General features: G+C 63.7%; 18 protein-coding genes. 5 read left to right on the forward strand and 13 right to left on the reverse strand.

Going from position 1 to position 17,325, the window contains the following annotated elements; genetic code table 11:
- Positions 1 to 26 precede the first annotated feature (26 nt).
- From ACZ1JY_RS08410 to ACZ1JY_RS08420, 3 genes are read left to right on the forward strand one after another with little or no spacing between them, the layout of a single operon-like run.
- On the forward strand, positions 27 to 518 hold the full coding sequence (locus ACZ1JY_RS08410; RefSeq protein ID WP_465128992.1) for a hypothetical protein: 492 nt from the start codon (positions 27 to 29) through the stop codon (positions 516 to 518).
- Positions 515 to 1,486, forward strand: coding sequence for a bifunctional diaminohydroxyphosphoribosylaminopyrimidine deaminase/5-amino-6-(5-phosphoribosylamino)uracil reductase RibD (gene ribD, locus ACZ1JY_RS08415; RefSeq protein ID WP_465128993.1), 972 nt, complete (start codon positions 515 to 517; stop codon positions 1,484 to 1,486). The genes ACZ1JY_RS08410 and ribD overlap by 4 nt, the downstream gene beginning before the upstream one ends.
- A 12-nt stretch (positions 1,487 to 1,498) precedes the next feature.
- Positions 1,499 to 2,122: a riboflavin synthase gene (locus ACZ1JY_RS08420; RefSeq protein ID WP_465128994.1), complete on the forward strand. Its 624-nt coding sequence runs from the start codon at positions 1,499 to 1,501 to the stop codon at positions 2,120 to 2,122.
- 7 nt (positions 2,123 to 2,129) lie between these two features.
- Here the strand turns inward: ACZ1JY_RS08420 and ACZ1JY_RS08425 are convergent, their stop codons facing one another.
- The 3 genes from ACZ1JY_RS08425 to ligM all read right to left on the reverse strand — a co-directional run bounded on the left by ACZ1JY_RS08425 (position 2,130) and on the right by ligM (position 5,167).
- Positions 2,130 to 2,798, reverse strand: coding sequence for an alpha/beta fold hydrolase (locus ACZ1JY_RS08425; protein WP_465128995.1), 669 nt, complete (start codon positions 2,796 to 2,798; stop codon positions 2,130 to 2,132).
- A gap of 3 nt (positions 2,799 to 2,801) precedes the next feature.
- Complete coding sequence (locus ACZ1JY_RS08430; RefSeq protein WP_118073108.1) at positions 2,802 to 3,689, reverse strand: methylenetetrahydrofolate reductase; 888 nt, start codon at positions 3,687 to 3,689, stop codon at positions 2,802 to 2,804.
- An 80-nt stretch (positions 3,690 to 3,769) separates the two neighbouring features.
- On the reverse strand, positions 3,770 to 5,167 hold the full coding sequence (gene ligM / locus ACZ1JY_RS08435; protein WP_118073107.1) for a vanillate/3-O-methylgallate O-demethylase: 1,398 nt from the start codon (positions 5,165 to 5,167) through the stop codon (positions 3,770 to 3,772).
- 139 nt (positions 5,168 to 5,306) lie between these two features.
- On the opposite strand from ligM, the gene purU reads away from it, so the two are divergent.
- Both purU and ACZ1JY_RS08445 read left to right on the forward strand, forming a co-directional pair.
- Positions 5,307 to 6,161, forward strand: coding sequence for a formyltetrahydrofolate deformylase (purU, locus tag ACZ1JY_RS08440; protein ID WP_118073106.1), 855 nt, complete (start codon positions 5,307 to 5,309; stop codon positions 6,159 to 6,161).
- 76 nt (positions 6,162 to 6,237) lie between these two features.
- Positions 6,238 to 6,639, forward strand: a complete 402-nt coding sequence (locus ACZ1JY_RS08445) for a VOC family protein (RefSeq protein ID WP_465128996.1) — start codon at positions 6,238 to 6,240, stop codon at positions 6,637 to 6,639.
- Here ACZ1JY_RS08445 and ACZ1JY_RS08450 read toward each other — a convergent pair.
- From ACZ1JY_RS08450 to ACZ1JY_RS08495, 10 genes are all read right to left on the reverse strand, one after another.
- A complete protein-coding gene (locus ACZ1JY_RS08450) occupies positions 6,636 to 7,373 on the reverse strand; it encodes an alpha/beta fold hydrolase (protein WP_465128997.1) in 738 nt (245 codons plus the stop codon). The genes ACZ1JY_RS08445 and ACZ1JY_RS08450 overlap by 4 nt on opposite strands.
- On the reverse strand, positions 7,373 to 8,149 hold the full coding sequence (locus ACZ1JY_RS08455; protein ID WP_168905153.1) for a glutathione S-transferase family protein: 777 nt from the start codon (positions 8,147 to 8,149) through the stop codon (positions 7,373 to 7,375). Before ACZ1JY_RS08455 ends, ACZ1JY_RS08450 begins: the two co-directional genes overlap by 1 nt.
- A gap of 16 nt (positions 8,150 to 8,165) precedes the next feature.
- On the reverse strand, positions 8,166 to 8,915 hold the full coding sequence (locus ACZ1JY_RS08460) for an SDR family NAD(P)-dependent oxidoreductase (protein ID WP_465128998.1): 750 nt from the start codon (positions 8,913 to 8,915) through the stop codon (positions 8,166 to 8,168).
- On the reverse strand, positions 8,912 to 9,373 hold the full coding sequence (locus tag ACZ1JY_RS08465; protein WP_465128999.1) for a protein tyrosine phosphatase family protein: 462 nt from the start codon (positions 9,371 to 9,373) through the stop codon (positions 8,912 to 8,914). Before ACZ1JY_RS08465 ends, ACZ1JY_RS08460 begins: the two co-directional genes overlap by 4 nt.
- 9 nt (positions 9,374 to 9,382) lie before the next feature.
- Entirely contained in the window at positions 9,383 to 10,255 is an 873-nt protein-coding gene (locus tag ACZ1JY_RS08470) for an amidohydrolase family protein (protein WP_118073099.1), read from the reverse strand.
- Between the two features lie 80 nt (positions 10,256 to 10,335).
- Positions 10,336 to 11,760, reverse strand: coding sequence for an aldehyde dehydrogenase family protein (locus ACZ1JY_RS08475; protein WP_118073098.1), 1,425 nt, complete (start codon positions 11,758 to 11,760; stop codon positions 10,336 to 10,338).
- A 45-nt stretch (positions 11,761 to 11,805) separates the two neighbouring features.
- Entirely contained in the window at positions 11,806 to 13,914 is a 2,109-nt protein-coding gene (locus ACZ1JY_RS08480; RefSeq protein ID WP_465129000.1) for a PQQ-dependent dehydrogenase, methanol/ethanol family, read from the reverse strand.
- A 33-nt stretch (positions 13,915 to 13,947) separates the two neighbouring features.
- Entirely contained in the window at positions 13,948 to 15,513 is a 1,566-nt protein-coding gene (locus ACZ1JY_RS08485; RefSeq protein WP_465129001.1) for an AMP-binding protein, read from the reverse strand.
- A 3-nt stretch (positions 15,514 to 15,516) separates the two neighbouring features.
- Positions 15,517 to 16,302, reverse strand: coding sequence for a glutathione S-transferase family protein (locus ACZ1JY_RS08490; RefSeq protein WP_465129002.1), 786 nt, complete (start codon positions 16,300 to 16,302; stop codon positions 15,517 to 15,519).
- The gene (locus ACZ1JY_RS08495) at positions 16,299 to 17,069 is read right to left on the reverse strand and encodes a glutathione S-transferase family protein (RefSeq protein WP_168905148.1); all 771 of its coding nucleotides are present in this window, start codon (positions 17,067 to 17,069) and stop codon (positions 16,299 to 16,301) included. Before ACZ1JY_RS08495 ends, ACZ1JY_RS08490 begins: the two co-directional genes overlap by 4 nt.
- Positions 17,070 to 17,325: the final 256 nt, after the last annotated feature.

A 17,325-nucleotide genomic window follows, 5' to 3' on the forward strand; every position in this document is an offset into this window, starting at 1 on the left:
GTGCGCCAGCGCCTATCTAGGCCGGCATGAGAGCCTTCTTCCGCAACGTATCCCCGCGCCGGGCCATCGTCGATTTCTGGCAGGTCTTTACTGCGCCCAGCGATTATCGCCGTGTCGGACTGGTGATGGCAGCAGCGGTGACGGGGACGTTGTTCACCGCGATGGCGATGGAAGGCGGCACGGCGCTGCCCCGTCCGCCCGAGATCATCTATTTCCCGAGCTTTCTCGAGGGCCGCAGCGACGCCGAGATCCTCGCCGAAAACAAGGCAGCGACGGCCAAGGCCAGGGCAGAGGAAGCCGAGGAGGAGGCGCGGCAGGAGCGCATCCGCCAGATGTACAAGGCGGTGGGCGACGCCACCGGGGTCGAAACCAAGCGTGCCTACGAGGAAGGCAAGGCCGAACGCGAGGCCTACCGCAAGAAGGTCGAGGCCGCGCGCAGGGAAGTGCTGGACAAGCATCTGGTCGACAATCCTGTCTATGATGCCGAGATGAAGAAGGCGCAGACCGAGAAACCATGAGCAGGGCTGAGGACCTGCGCTGGCTCGATGCCGCGGCGGCGCTCGCGGCGCGTGGGCGTCCATTGAGCAGGCCCAATCCGGCAGTCGGAGCGGTGATCGTCAAGCAAGGGCTGGTAGTCGGCCGTGGCTGGACGCAGGCAGGTGGCCGGCCTCATGCCGAAGCCGAGGCGCTGGCCATGGCCGGTGAGGCCGCGAACGGTGCGACGCTTTATGTCACCCTGGAACCTTGCGCCCATGCCAGTGCGCGCGGGCCTTCCTGCACATCGCTGGTGCTGGGCAGCGGCATTGCGCGCGTGGTGATCGGCGTTGAAGATCCAGACCCGCGCACGGCAGGCAGCGGGATCGCCGCGCTGCGTGAAGCAGGTATTGCAACAGACGTTCTGCCCGCCCCGGCAGCACGGGAGTCCTTGGCCGGATACCTGACACGGTCGGCGCAGGGTCGACCACATGTCACTCTGAAGCTCGCAACTTCGCTGGACGGCAAAATAGCCCTCGTCGACGGATCGAGCCAATGGATCACCGGCCCCGAAGCGCGCGCGCATTGCCATGTCGAGAGAGCACGAGCCGACGCGATCCTTGTCGGCGGCGGCACCTTGCGCGCCGACACGCCGAGGCTCGACGTGCGCCTGCCGGGGCTCGAGCACCGCAGCCCGCAGCGCATGGTGCTGACGCGCGGCACGGCGCCTGAAGGCTGGACGGCGGTTGCAGATATCACCGCGCCGCAAGCTTTCGGGGATGTGCAGTACCTGTTCGTCGAAGGCGGAGCGCAGGCGGCAGCCGCATTCATCGCCGCCGACATGGTAGACCGGCTGCTGGTGTATCGTGCACCGATCATCATTGGCGATGGCCTGCCCTGCATCGCGGATATCGGCCTCGGCTCGCTCGCTGACGCGCACGGGCGCTGGCGCAATGTGGACCGGCGGACGCTTGGCAGCGATGCGCTCGACGTCTACGAGCGGGTCCGCTGAAGGAGATTTCTTATGTTCACCGGGATCGTCACGGAAATCGGCAACATCCTCGCCGTCGAGGACAAGGGGGACCGCCACATCACGATCTCGTGCGCGATGGACCCTGCGAAGATCGCCATCGGCGCCTCGATCGCCTGCTCGGGCGTTTGCCTCACCGTGGTGGACAAAGGCGGCGTGGCCGGCGAAGGCTGGTTTGCGGTGGACGTTTCGGGCGAAACGGTGAGCCGTACTGCAGCGGAGCAGTGGACTGTGGGCGCGCCGCTCAACCTCGAACCGGCTCTGAAGCTGGGCGATGAACTTGGCGGGCACATCGTGACCGGGCATGTCGACGCCGTGGGCGAGGTCGTCAGCATCCGCCCCGATGGCGCCTCGCTCAAGTTCGGGATTTCGGCGCCACAGGAACTGGCGCCATACATTGCGGCGAAGGGGTCCATCACGGTCAATGGCGTGTCCTTGACCGTCAACGAAGTGGCCGATCAGCCCGACGGATCATGCCACTTCGCGCTGAACATCATCCCCCACACCGCGCAAGTCACGACGATGGGCGCGCTGAAGCCGGGATCGAAGGTCAACCTCGAGATCGACGTACTGGCGCGCTATCTCAAGCGGATGCAGAGCCTGGCGCAGCAGGGCTGAGCAAAATTCAGGCGCAGCCGAGCACAATCTGAAGCAGTTGCTCGGGCTGATCGCCCATGACGTTGTGGGTGGCTTCGGCCTCGTGATACTCCCACGCCGGATCGTCCTGCACTGCATCGGCGAACTTGCCGAAAGGTGACGGACTCCAGCCATTGGCGAAGATGTAAACGTGGCGGGGGATCTTCGCTTCCTCGCCGGTGAAGCGCACCGCCTCGACCAACGTCAGCAACGGGTGATCGGACAGGACAGGGCTTTCAAGACCGGGGAGCGGGGAAACCGCACCGGGCTTGCGCTTCTGGCTGCCGATGTAGTGATCGTGCTCCGACTGCCCAGTCAGGTCCCACAGTGACTGGCCATCCTGCGGCAGGAAAGCATCGACGTAGACTATCGCGTCGATCCGCGCACCGAGGCGCGTGGCGACACCGGTGATGACCATGCCGCCCCAGGAATGGCCGACCAGCACGAAGCGATCGAAACCGGCCTTGGCAATCTGGTCGCACACATCATCGATGTGCGTGGTCAGCGTGATGCCGGGGTTGAACTCGGCCTTGCGGCGGCCAAGACCGGTGAGATCGGCAGCGAGGACGCGGTGCCCGGCGGCGGTGAGATCAGCTTTCAACCGATCCCACGCAAAACTGCCGCCCCACGCGCCATGCACCAGCACGAAGTCGGTCATGGCTCAGGCCCCCGGGCCGATGCCGTGCTTCTTGTTGTAACCGTGAATCCATTCGAGCGTCTTGGTCAGGCCGCCGAACGGGTAGAAGTGCAGGCGCACCTTGCCGTGCTCGGCCCCGAGGCCACGGGCGAAGGCATCGACCAGCTTGTCTGGTCCAGCCGTGCCGAGAAGGTTGGTGACGGAAATCCCGTACTTCTTGAGCACCGAGGTCGACGCACCCACGCCGCAGCGGGCAGCAAAGGCGAGCAGGCGCTTGATCCCGGCGGGGCCGGGCACGCCGATGCGCACCGGGGCATCGATGCCGCGCGCGCGCAATTCCTTGAGCCAGGCGAGGAAGGCATCGGGATCGAAGCCGAACTGGGTGACGATCAGCGGGGCCATGCCGCGCGCGGTGATCTCGGCCACCTTCTTTTCGAGGACCGCCCAGCATTCGGCCTCGGTCATGTTCGGATGCCCTTCCGGGTGCCCGCCAATGCCGATGGCCTTGATGCCGGAGCGTTCGAACGCGCCGGTGGCGATCAGGGCGGAGGTATCGAAATAGGGGCCAACCGGCTCGGGCGGATCGCCTGCGACGATGAAGCAGCGCGTCACGCCGGCCTGTTCGACCACAGCGCGAAGGTAGCCTTCGAAATCGTCCTCGGAGGTGATCCGGCGGGCGGAGAAATGGGGCATCGGCTCGAAGCCGAGCTGGCGCACCGCGACTGTAGCGGCAACCCGGGCGGCAACGTCCTCGCCGGGGAGGAACGTGACGGCAATAGGGGTGTCGGCCGGAATGAGCGGGGCGGCATCGCGCAGCGACGCCTCGTCCTTCGCGGTCATCTCCAGGCTGAAGCCATCAGTGATCCCGTCGGGCGCCTTGTCCCAGTTGGGATGGATAAGCGGTGCTGCCATGTGCGGGATCCTCTCAATGGTTGAGGGCAGTCCGCCCGGTTGCCTTTGCAGCAATCCGGGCGGCGCCAGTCTGCTTGGGCTCAGCGCGCGGTGCGCCAGCCTTCGGCATAGTTTTCGCGAGCGACGCGGCTGTAGGGAACCGGCGAGACGATCGCGCGGACCTCAATCTGCTTGTGCGGCTCGACGGTGGTCTTGCGAGTACCGCCGTTCTCTTCGCCCCACACCACGCGCAGTTCGGTGCCGACCGGGATTTCCGGATCGATCGTGGCGAGGCTGAGCGCCTGCTTCTCGTTGTACGAGTAGCCGGTGAACATCGAGAAGCCGACGGTCTTGCCGCCAGCATCGACGACGCGATCGTAGTTCGACGAAGCATAGTTGGCGAGCGGGGTGTCGAAGAACTTGTACTGTTCGCCATCCGGGTTGAACAGCGAGGCCATGATCTTGGCCATGTCCTCAGGGTTCCAGGCGAGCGTCACCTTCTTGCGCTGCTCGGCGGGGTTCAGAGCTTCCAGTGCCTCGCGGCCATGGAAGTCATGGTCGAACTTGACGAAGTTGCCGTAACCCAGCTCCCACGGGTTGAGGTAGTAGTCCTCGATGTTGTCCGAGACGAACGAACCACCAATCGAACCGGTCGCTTCGTAGCTGTCGGCAGCGAGCCATTCGCGGAAGCCCTTGAGCTTTTCGCCGGTGTAGATGGCGGGCAGCGGCGAGGGGATCCAGCCGGATTCCAGCGTGTTCGACGGGTAGGCGCGACTGCCGCAAGCGATCAGGCCGAATTCCTTGCCCGCTTCCAGAATGGCGGCGCGGATTTCTTCCTGCTCGGCATAGGGGCCCCAGATTTCAAGGCCCGGTGCGCCCGACATGCCGTGGCGCAGCGTGCGCACGGTCTTGCCGGCGATGTTCATGGTGCTCATGTTGAAGAACTTGAGCTGTTCGAGCGGGCCGCCGTGCAGCTTCTCGATCACGTTCCACGCCTGCGGACCCTGGATCTGGAAGCGCCACTCCTTGCGGGTGACGGGCTTGCCCATCGGGCGCATCGGCGAACGGTCGTCGAGTTCGATCTCGACATCGTAGCCACCGGTCGCGCCGTGGTAGCGAAGCCAGTTCGAAGCCGGGGCGCGGCCGACGTAGGTGAACGATTCTTCTTCTTCCCAGAAGATGATGCCGTCACCGATGACGTGGCCGTAAGGCGTGGTCGGGACGTACTGCTTGGCCTTGTTGACCGTCCAGCCCTTGGGGCTGTTGATCATGGTGTCGGACAGCAGCTTCAGCGCGTCCTTGCCACGAATGTAGAGGTTCACCATGTGGTGCGACTGGTCGAACAGGACGGCGCTGTGCTGCCATGCCCACTGTTCGCTGCGCCAGTTCGAGAATTCCGGCGCAACGACCGGATAGACATAAGCACCGAGCTGCGAGTTGCGCAGCATCTCGACGACGTTGCCGCCTTGCTGGATTACCTCTTCGAGGTTCTTCGCCATCTTGAACTCTCCCGACTTGTGAAATGGCAGGGTTGAAAAACTTGTATGCAACACATACAATCTCCTTCGAGATTCGCAATGGGAAATGTTGCGCCCTCTGTGCGCCACCCCTAACGCGACAAGGACGGGAGAGATTTTGATGAGCGCATCGCTGATTTTGACGCTGTCTTGCGAAGACAAGCCGGGCATCGTCGCCCGGGTCACGGGCAACCTCTATGAAGCGGGCGGCAACATCCGCGAGGCGCAGCAATTCGATGACTCGCTGAGCGGAAAATTCTTCATGCGAGTCGTGTTCGATCCGGGCGAGACCGGGATCGATGCGTTCCGCACGGCCTTTGCGCCGGTTGCCGATGACTACGGCATGGAATGGAACATGCGCGACACCGCCGTGAAGCGGAAGGTCGTGCTCATGGTCAGCAAGTTCGACCACTGCCTGGGTGACCTGCTGTACCGCACCCGCATCGGCGAACTGCCGATGGAAGTCGTGGCGATCCTCGGCAACCATCCCAAGGAAGCGCTGTCGATCTCGCTGATCGGCGACGTGCCCTACTACCACCTGCCGATCACCAAGGAGACCAAGCCGCAGCAGGAAGCTGAAGTGAAGCGCATCGTCACCGAGACGGGCGCGGAACTGGTGGTTCTGGCGCGCTACATGCAGATCCTGTCGGATGATCTCACGGCGTTCCTCGCCGGCCGCTGCATCAATATCCACCACTCGTTCCTGCCGAGCTTCAAGGGTGCAAAGCCCTATCACCAAGCGCATGCGCGCGGCGTGAAGATGATCGGCGCGACCGGGCATTACGTTACCGCGGACCTCGACGAAGGCCCGATCATCCACCAGGACGTGGAGACCGTGACCCACGCCGACAGCCCCGAAGACCTTGTGCGCAAGGGCCGCGACGTGGAGCGCCGCGTCCTCGCCGAAGCGGTTCGCCTGCACCTCGAGGATCGCGCGCTGGTCAACGGCAACAAGACCGTCGTGTTCAAGAGCTGAGCGGTTTCAATAGTTGAGAAAGGGCGGCGGCGGGGGCACCATGCTCCTGCCGCCGTTTTGCTGCGGGAGAGGACAGATGCACGTCAACGCGCTCGATCACGTCAACATCATCACCGACCGGCTCGACGAGACGGCAGAGTTCTACAAGGCGCTGCTCGGCCTTGATCGGCGGGACGGCCCACCTCCCCTCACCCCGCAGAACGCGCAGTGGATGTACGATGCGGCCGGCAAGGCCATCGTGCACATCAACGCCGTGGACTGCCCGCGCGCCTATGACCGCGAGGTGCAGCCGGGCGCGCTCACCGGCGCGATCCATCACGTTGCGCTCAATTGCTCGGGCTATGACGAAGTGGTGGCGCGCGTGGCCGCGCTGGGGCTCGACTGCCAGACCAACGTGGTTGAAGCCATCGGCCTGCGGCAAATCTTCACCGCAGATCCGAACAACGTTCTGCTGGAGTTGAACTTCTTCGCCGATTAGGCGGAGATTGCCGCCTCCAGAGCGTCGGCCAGTTCCTGCGGCTTCGACAGATAGGGGCTGTGATCGGCCTCAAGCGTGACCACGTTCGCGCCAGGCGACATGGCAATCATGCGGCGCTGGCTTTCGATCGGGATCGTGCGGTCGAGCGTGCATTCGACGTAAGTGCGCGGAAGACTGCCCCAGCGTTCCGGCGTCACCGCGATCTTCTCCGAACGCGGCGCGTGGGGTTCGGCCATGAGCCTTGCCATCGCCGCACTGACGAGGCCGGGCGGCGAGACTTGCGCAAAGACGGGTGCAGCATTTGCCGCGTCGATGACGGTCGCGATCCCGCCGTGAACCTTGGAAATGATCGCATCGAAGGCGGGGTTGGGGCCTTCGAGTTCCTTGAATTCGGCGCGGCTCATGCCCGCTGGCAACATCATTGCGCAGATATAGACGATGGCGTTCATTGCAGACGGATCACGCTCCGCTGCGGTGGACACGACAAGGCCGCCGCGCGAGTGTCCGCCAAGGACAACTGGCCCGACGCCCTGCGCCTTGAGGTCACGGCAATGCTGCGCAGCAAAATCGCCCCAGCGATCAAGCGTGACGGCGGCCATCTCCTCCGCGGTGCCGCCCATGCCGGGCAGTGTCGGCGCGACCACATTATGCCCCCGCGCGCGGAGAATTTCCGCGACCGGATCGAAGCACCAGCCACCGTGCCAGGACCCATGGATCAGAACGAAACCAGCCATCAGCGCACATGCCCCGACCAGGTGCGCAGGCCCGGCGCGGTCCGGTCCTCGCTCTTGAGGGCTTCGGCGACAGCGGGACGCGCGGTGACGCGATCGCGCCATTCGCACAGGCGGGGGAAGCGGCTCGCCACTTCCATCTCGGGAAACATACGCTCGACCATCATGCCGCAGTGCGAATAAAAGTTGATGTCGGCAAGAGTGTACGTGTCACCTGCCAACCACTTTGTCTGCCCAAGCTGGGCCTCGACCTTGGCGAGGGCATATTCGATCTTGGCGGTGGCGTTGGCGAGGTCCGCCTCGGAGAAGCCGGAGCGCGCCGTTGCCCACTTTTTGCGCTGATCGGGCAGCGGGATGCTCTCGAGCAGCTTCTCGAACTCGCCATTCTCGATATTGCGCGCGATCACGCCGACCATGCGGTGCCAGCCATGCATCGAGACGAAGTTCATCACGTGCTCGTCGATAAACTTGTTCCAGTAGCGCATCCGCGCCGCGCCCACCGCGTCGCGCGGACGCAACGGCGCGTCGGCGGGCTGGGCATCGGGGAAAACGTCCTCGAGGTATTCGTTGATCACCGTGGTGTGGGTGATGATCGTGCCGTCGTGGTCGAGCACGGGCACCTGGCCTTCGGGATTGATCGCGGTGAACCACGGCTGGTGCTGCTCGAACTTGTGCAGATCAACGTAGATGCTCTCGTAAGCGAGGCCCTTCTCCTTGAGCGGGACCATCGACTTCAGCGAGTTCGCCAGCGGTTCGGCGTGGTAGTATTTCAGGGCCATCGGCGTCTCCGGGGGATCAGACTCGCATGGTGCCAAGCATGCCACCGTCTACTGCCCAGCTTTGGGCAGTGACGTGGCTGGCGGCATCGGAAAGGAGGAAGGCGGCGACCTTGGCCAGTTCCTCGGGCTGGCCAGTGCGGCCTTGCGGCACGGCCTTGGCCATCTGCGAGGCAGCTTCGGGCGGCAGGCCATCGAGCATCGGCGTCTCGATCAGCCCCGGCACGATGCAGTTGCAGCGCACCCCGAACTCGGCGACTTCGTTGGCAACCGCGCGCGACAGGCCAAGGACAGCATGCTTGCTCGCGACATAGCCCGCGTTCATCGGCAAACCGCGCTCGCTGGCGAGGCTGCCGGTGACGAGGATCGCGCCTGTCCCACGCTCCTTCATGGCGGGTAGTACGTGCTGGATCGCCCAGAGCACGCCCTTGAGGTTCACCGCCATCACGGCATCGAACATCTCGTCGGTATATTGCTCGACGGGAGCGAACATGCCGCCGCTGCCGGCGTTCAGAAACAGGCCATCGATCGGGCCGTTGGCAGCGGCCGCGTGATCGAGCGCTGCATGAAGCGCGGCCTTGTCGGCAACGTCCGCTGCAGCGAAGGCGGTGCTCCCGCCAAGGTCACGCGCGGCTTGTTCGAGCAGATCGGCGCGGCGGGCGATCAGCGAAACACGCGCGCCGGCCTGTCTGCATACGGTAGCGGTGGCGCGTCCGATGCCTGTGGAGGCGCCGGTGATGACGATGTGCTTGCCCGTAAGGTCGGTCACTCGGACGTCCTTGCGATGAATTCCGCCCAGACGCGGGCTTCCTTGCTGTCATGGCCTTCGGGAGACCACTGCCGTTCCATCACCCTGCGCGCGTCGGGCTCGGCAAGGGCGCGACGGTCGCGGTTGTAGCGGTAGAAGAATGCGGAGACGCGCCAGTTCATGATGCAGTGGACGTGCACCGGCCGGGGACCTTCCTCCACCGCCTTCACGAAGGCGGCGAAGTGGTCCTCGCCAGGCGCGTCGAACGGCACGGGAATGTGGGTATAGACAATGCCTTGCGCGGCCAGCTTCTCCCCTTCCCCGGCCAAGGCCTCGGGATGGGTCTCCAGCGCGAGGTTGACGACATGCGCGACGCCCAGATCGGCGAGGCGCATGACGTCCTTGTCCTCGATCCGGCCCGACGTGGTCACTTCCGCATCGAGCCTCTGCCAGGCGCGGATGTCGTCAGGATCGGCCATGGCGCAGGCTCAGGCGAGCCCGAGCAGGCGCGCGGCGTTGTCCTTCATGATGCCGGGCATGACCTCTTCCTTGAAGCCGACCTGAAGCGCGGCGTCGATCCACTTCTGCGGGTGGATCAGCGGGAAGTCCGAACCGAACAGCATCTTCTTCTTGAGCTGCGTGTTGGCGTACTGGATGATCTGCGGGGCAAAGTACTTCGGGCTCCAGCCGGACAGGTCGATGAACACGTTGTCCTTGTGCAACGCCATCGACAGGCTTTCATCCACCCACGGCCACGATGGGTGGGCCAGGATGATCTTCATGTCGGGGAAATCGACCGCGACATCATCGACCAGCATCGGCTGGCCATATTTCAGGCGCATGCCGCCACCGCCGCGCATGCCGGTGCCCATGCCGGAGTGGCCGGTGTGGAAGATTGCGGGCAGGCCGTATTCAGCGATGACTTCGTAGATCGGATAGCCGACGCGATCGGCGGGGTGGCAGTTCTGGGCAATGCCGTGGAACTTGAAGCCCTTGACCCCATAGTTCTCGATCAGGTCACGTGCTTCGCGCGCGCCGAACTTGCCCTTGTGCGGATCGATCGAGGCAAAGGCGATGCAGATGTCGTCGTTCTTGGCCGCCATCTCGGCGACTTCGTAGTTCGACACGCGCTTGGCCCCCATGCCGCATTCGGCATCGACCGTGAACATGCAGAACGCGATCTGCTGCTCGCGGTAGATCTCGACGATCTCGGGCATCTTGGGGCGTTCGCGCGGAGCCTTGAAGTAGGCTGAAGCCGCGTCGAAGAACTGGCCCATGACCGGATCTTCCGGATCGTGGCACGAGACCTCGGCATGGACGTGGACGTCAATCGCCTTGATCTTCGACAGGTCGATGGGCACCGTTCTATTCCTTCATTTGTGCAAGGTCGAGACGACCCTGCCGCGATACGACAGGGCCGACTTCGACATTCAGGCGCGGATCAGACCAGCGCGTCTTTCTTGACCGTGATCACCTGGCTATAGGTGAACTCCTTAAGGCCCTCGATGCCGTATTCCGCACCGAAGCCGGACTGCTTGTGGCCACCGAAAGGCGCGAAAGGCGAGAGGTGGAGGAACTCGTTGATCCACACCGTGCCGGTCTCAAGCTGCTCGGCGATCTTCACGCCACGCTCTGTGTCCTTGGTCCAGACAGCGCCAGCAAGGCCATATTCCGAATTGTTGGCGCGAGCGATGACTTCGTCGTCGCTCGAGAACTTCATCAGCGGCATGACCGGGCCGAACTGCTCTTCCGCCACGATGCGGGCGTCTTCGGGCGGATTGTCGAGGATCGTGATCGGCACATAGTAGCCCGAACCCGAGGGATCGACGTCGCCACCAACGAGGAACTTGTAGCCGTTGTCCTTGGCATCCTGGATCAGTTCACAGACGCGTTCGAACTGCTTCTTGTTCTGGATCGGGCCGACGCCAGTGCCCTGTTCCGAACCGTCACCGACCTTTACGGTCTTGGCGTATTCGGCGATCGCCTTGGACAGGTCGTCGTAGATGTCCTCGTGAATGTAGACGCGCTTTGCAGCGACGCAGATCTGGCCGGCGTTGGTGAAGCTCGACCAGAAGAGCTGCTCGGCCACCTTCTCGACGTCGGCGTCGGGCAGGACGATCGAGGCATCGTTGCCGCCCAGTTCCAGCGTGATGCGCTTGAGATCCTTCGAGGCGCCTTCCATGATGCGCTTGCCGGTTGCAGTCGAGCCGGTGAAGGTGATCTTGTCGATATCCGGGTGCGAGGTCATCATCGGGCCGAGCGCGTCTTCGCCGGTGATGATGTTGACGACGCCCGCCGGCACGATGTCCTTGATCAGCTCGGCAAACTTGAGCGTGGTCAGCGGGGTGAATGGCGAAGGCTTGAGCACGATGGTGCAGCCGGTGAGGATCGCCGGCGCAATCTTCTGCACGGCCATCAGCAGCGGGAAGTTCCACGGCACGATGCCCGCGACCACGCCGACCGGCACGCGGCGGGTACGGCTGAGACGTTCGGCGCTGTCCTCGTTGATCGTCTCTTCGAGGGTCAGCGTCGACTGGGCGTTCATGATCCCGGCGCAGGCGCCGATCTCGTGCTGGGCCTGGTGGTGCGGCTTGCCCTGCTCGCTGGTCAGCAGGCGATACAGTTCATCGAAGTTGGCTTCGATTGCCGAGGCCATGTTGCGGATGACTGCACGGCGGTCGTCGACCGGGGTCTTGGACCAGGTCTTGAAGGCGGCGCGCGCGGCTGCAACGGCGCGATCCAGTTCTTCAGCGCCGCAAGCCGGCACCTGGCCGATGACCTGCTCGTTGGCCGGGTTGACCACATCGAGCGACGATGCGGTGGTGACCAGCTCGCCATTGATCAGGTTGGGATAAAGATGCGTCATGAATCTCTCCACTCGTTATGATTGCTATTGTTCATAGCATTCTTGTCAGCGCGCTTCCAGAGCCTTGTCCTCATTGGCGCGCTTGATCAGGTACTGGCGAATGTTGTCCGCATCCTCGGGCTTCAGGGCCGACTTGAACGACACCATGCCGTTGTGCTGCAGCGCGCCGTCGATCACTACCGACCGGATGGCTTCGGGAGCGTTGAGCGCGGCGGAATGGCGCAGGTCCGGATTCACGCCGCCGGCAACCGCCGCATCGCCATGGCAGACGTTGCAGTAACGGCCATAGAGCTCGCCACCAGCCTTGACCTGTTCAGGCGTGCCGGTGAAGGGCGGCGGGTCGAGCACCATCTTGGCCATTGGCGGAGCGGCAGGCAGCGCAGCCTTGCCGCCGAGCTTGAACACGATGAGGCGGCTGATGTTGCGCTGCTTCTTGGCCTTGTGCGCAAGGACGCCGGTGGCGACGTCCCAGACGCCTCCCCATCCGACCATGACCGCGACGTACTGTTCGCCGTCAATCGCATACGTCATCGGTGCGGCAATGATCCCGCTCTGGGCCGGGAACGACCAGAGCTGCTTGCCCTTGTCCGCGCTGTAGGCGACGAAATCACCGCCCGCGGTCCCCTGGAACACGAGATTGCCGGCGGTCGAAAGAATGCCACCGTTCGACGGGCTTGGCAGTTCGACCTTCCACGCGGCCTTCTTCGCGACCGGGTCCCACGCCACCAGCGTACCGGTAGTCGCGCTCATCGCGGCGGAGCGAGCCTTGGCATCGGCCGGCATTGCGGTGACGTACCCGTCGAGGCCAGTCTGGAAGCCGATATCGGTCGCCTTCCAGTCCTTGGCAGCGGCGTAGGGGAACGCCGCGTTGTTTACCGGCAAGTAGAGCAGGCCCGTCTTCGGGCTGAAGCTCTGCGGCTGCCACGAGTGCGCACCGACCGCGCCGGGCAGGCTGACGAATGGCGCGCCCTTTTCGTAACGGGCGGCGGGGTTGACCGTGGCCTTGCCGGTGTTCGGGTCAATGCCGGTCGCCCAGTTGACCGCAACGAAAGGCGTTGCCGAGATGAACTGGCCGGTCTTGGCATCGAGCACGTAGACATGGCCGTTCTTGGGGGCATGCAGCACGACATGACGCTGCTGGCCACCAATGTTCAGGTCCGCCAGCGTGATCTGTTGGGCGCTGTCGAAGTCCCAGCGGTCTTCCGGTGTTTCCTGGAAATGCCAGGCATATTCGCCCGTATCGGCATTCACCGCGACAATCGATGAGGTATAGAGGCTGTCGCCCTCGCGGCCCGAGGCAGCGGGGTTCCACGGCTCTGCGTTGCCGGTGCCAAACAGCACGAGATTGGTGGTGGGATCATAGGTGATCGCATCCCACACGGTGCCGCCGCCGCCGAGCTTCCACCATTCGCCAGCCCAGGTCTTGGCGGCGTTCTCCATGGCCTTGTTCTCGAAGCCGTCGGCGGGGTTGCCGGGGACGGTGTGGAACTTCCACACTTCGTTGCCGGAGTTCACGTCATAGGCCGCGATATAGCCGCGCGCCTTGTATTCCGAACCGCCGCTGCCGATCAGCACCTTGCCCTTCACCACGCGCGGTGCGCCGGTGATGGTGTAGTCCTGCTGATTAGGCACGACGACCTTCGACCACACCGGCTTGCCGGTCTTCTGGTCGAGAGCGACGAGGCGACCGTCAAGCGTACCGACAAAGACCTTGTCGCCATAGAGCGCAACACCGCGATTGACCGCATCGCAGCAGGCCCTGACCAGCGTTTCGCGCGGCACTTCCGGGTCGTAGGACCACTTGAGCGCGCCGGTCTTGGCATCGAACGCCTTCACCATCGACCACGCGGTCGAGATGTAGAGCGTGCCGTCGTGCATCAGCGGGGTGGCTTCCTGCCCCCGTGCGGTCTCCAGATCATGGAACCACGCAAGACCGAGCTGGCCGACGTTGGTATCGTTGACCTGGGTCAGCGGGGAGAAGCGCTGCTCGCCGTAATCGCGCCCGTAGCTCAGCCATTCGCCTTCGGGCACTTGCGCGATCATCGCATCGGTGACGCCTGCGGTAGCGACGGCGACCTTGTCGCCATCGCTCTTGATGTTGCACGCCGCCAGCGGCAGCAGTGCGGCCATCAGGCCCAGGACCTTCAAACGCATATCCAGCTCTCTCCCGACTGTCCGTTTTCCGGATCAGTTGACCATACGATCGGCGTTGCCCCAATAGGGAACCCGCAGCGCCTTCTTGTCCATCTTGCCCGCAGCGGTGCGCGGAATCGAGTCGATAAACGTGACAGATTTCGGCGCCTTGACCCCGCCCAAGCGCTCCTTGGCATAGGCAATGATTTCAGCCTCGGTGATGCCGTCTGCCACGACCACCGCGTGGACCTGCTCGCCCCACTTTTCGTGCGGAATGCCGAAGACGCAGGCCTCGCGCACTTGCGCAAGCTCGGTCACGGCAGCTTCGACTTCGGCGGTGAACACGTTGAAACCGCCGGAGACGACCATGTCCTTCTTGCGGTCGACGATATAGAGGTAGCCGTCCTTGTCGAACTTGCCGACGTCGCCGGTGTGGTGCCAGCCGAACTTGCGGATTTCGGCGGTTTCCTCGGGTTTCTCGAAATAGGAATGCGTGACGAGCGCGCCGCGCACGCAGATCTCGCCCGCTTCACCAAGCGGCACTTCGTTGCCATCATCGTCAAGCAGCGCGACCTTGATCGAGCGGGTCGGCTTGCCACATGCGGCGAGCTTTTCAGGTGACGAGGTCGCAAACTTCGCCACATCCTCAGGCGGGAACCACGCCACGATCATCGGGCATTCGACCTGACCATAGGACTGGCACATCGCCGGGCCGAACACCTCGACTGCCTGGCGCAGCTTTTCCGGGCTGCAGGGCGAGCCGACGAGGATAAAGATGCGCAAGCTGGAATAGTCGTGGTCACCCAGCTCCGGCGAAGCGAGCAACTGGTAAAGCGCCGTCGGCGGCAGGTACATGTGGGTGACCTTGTACTCCGCGATCGTGCGCAGCACGCGCTCGGCGTCGAAACCGGGCAGGATCACCTGCGTGGCACCAAGGCTCAGCGTGGAAAGTGCAATCGGGCCGGCGGCGTGGGTGATCGGGGCAGAAACCAGCGCGACCGGAGAATCGGTGCGCCCGCCCATGCCGTCGGCTGCGGTCTCGATCATCGTGCCCCAGCCGAGGTTGGTCACATTCGCGCCTTTCGAGGGGCCAGTGGTGCCGCCGGTCGGGAAGATGCCGACCATATCCATCAGGTTGCCGAACGCATCGATCTCGGGCTCGACGAAATCGGCTTCGCTCACGCCGGCCATGAACTCGTCGAGGCTCGGGTCATTGCCCATGCGCTGATCAAGGCAGACGAAGTGCTGGAGCGTCGGGCAAAGGTCCTTGAGCTGCTGGACTTCATCAGCCTTCGACGAATGATAGACCAGCCACTTGAGGCGCACGTAATTGATGTAGGCGGCGTTGGCATCGATCGCGTTGCGGGTGTTGACCGGAATCCACTTGCCGTTGGCGCGCCACATCGCCAGCAGCACGACCAGCAGCATGCCGTCGTTCGGGCCATAAAGGCCGAGGCAGTCCTGGTTCTCGAAGCCGCCCTTTTGCAGCGCGGCGGCAATGCGTTCGGACAGGGCCTTGGTCTCGGCAAAGGTCAGCTTGAGGCCGGTCTCGGTATCGACGATGGCGAGACGCTGCGGATCGCGGTCATGGCCGCGGTCAAAGTAGTCGATGGCGCGCATTGGTTATCCCCAACGGTTGATTTCAGGCCCCGGCGCCCAGGCGCGGAGCGGTTCGGAAACGGTCGATCTGGCAAGCGCCGCCTGAACGCTGGGCTGTTCCAGCGTACGAGCAAGCCAAGCGGTCGTCAGCGGCGCATGGGCGAAAGCGCCGGGGCGCAGAACCTGCATCCCGGCGAGCCAGGAACAAGTGACGAGATCGGCAATCGAGAATGTGCTCATCAGCCATTCGCGACCATCGGCCAGCTGCTTCTCGCAGCGCTCGACAGCGGCGGCGACCTTGGTCTCGCTGTCGGCCACTTGGGCAGCATCGACAACATCGTCGCTAAGCGCCTGCCAGCGCTGGCGCAGGTCGTCCGATACGATGCGCGCTGTAAGACTTGCAAACTCTTCGGCAGGGATAGCGGCTATGGCCTGCTGCGAGGTGGCGAGATTGCCGAGCAGCGCGGCAGCAGGCGACAAGCGCTCGGTGATCTGGCGGCACCACATCATCATTTCCCATCGCGCATAGGCGTCCGCCGGTTGCAGCCCGACCCCGCCCGCCGCTTCGTCGAAATACTGCGCCAGGAACACGGACTCGGTCATGGCCTCGCCATTGATGACGAGCACCGGCCCTTCACCCTCGATGCACAGGTCGAGCGCAACCGAGTCGGCAATGCCGGGCAGCGCATGTCGCTCACCGGCAAGCAGGTCGATGCGGCGACATTCGATGTCGAGGCCCGATTGCGCCAGCGCGGCAAGCACGGTCAGCGAAGCACCGTTGGGCTCGCCGTGGTAAAGAACCGCACTCATGCCTCGATCTCCGCCATGATCAGACCATAGCGATGGGCTAGGTCCGTCTTGCCCATCGCCCAGGTCTTCTTCACCGCGTCGCGGGTGTAGACCCGCTTGAGCCAGCGCATGATGTTCGGCGTCTTGTCCTTGCCGGCCAGATCGGGCTGCGAAAGGGGCAGCGAATAGGTGCTGTTGAAGATGTTGATGTCGGCCAGGCTGTACTCATGCGAGCCGACGTAGGGCCGCTTGCCCAGTTCCTCTTCCAGCTTGGCAATGCCGAGGCCGACGCGGCGGCGGCTTTCAGCCATCTCGCTTTCCGAGAAATCGCCGTTGATCGCCTTGCGCCAGGCCACGCGGCGTTCGGGCAGCGGGATGCGATCAATCGCAGCCGCAAGTTCGGCGGGATCGCGCTGGCGGACCATGGGCCCGACGAACACGCTCCACCCGATCATCGAGAAGCTGGGGCCAAGCCACTGGTCCATGAACTTCATCCACCAGCGCACCCGCCAGCGATCCTGCGCGTCGGATGGCATGAGGTCGGGGCCTTCGAAGCGGTCGTTGACGTATTCCATGATCGCGGTGCTCTCGGTCAGGACGAGACCGTTGTGCGTCATGGCCGGGATCGTGCCCTGCGGATTGATCGCGAGATATTCCGGCTTGTGCTGGTCGAACTGCAGCATGTCGATGTAATGGCTGGAAAAGGGCACACCTTTTTCCATCAGCGCCAGCATCGGCTTGCCCGAGTTGGCGTTGGGTTCCCAGTGATAGAGAGTTACCGCGTCCATCTGTTGCCCACTGGTTGCATCGCCTCTCTCCCGATTCCGATACGCGCCGGAATTTGTTAGTAACACATACTAATTGCGCGAGAGCGCGGGTCAAGCCCGCATGCTGTCGAAATACGCATTGAGGAATAAGACGCGGGTGGGGCAGACGCCCATTCTGAACGTTTCACCGAGTGAAAACGGACGGCACGTTAAAAGGGGCACGTCCCGACAGGAACGCACCCCTCTTTGCAGACTGCTGGCTTTGCGCCGGGACTGT

It is taken from the genome of Novosphingobium sp. BL-A-41-Hi4B-X5A, from assembly GCF_055521705.1.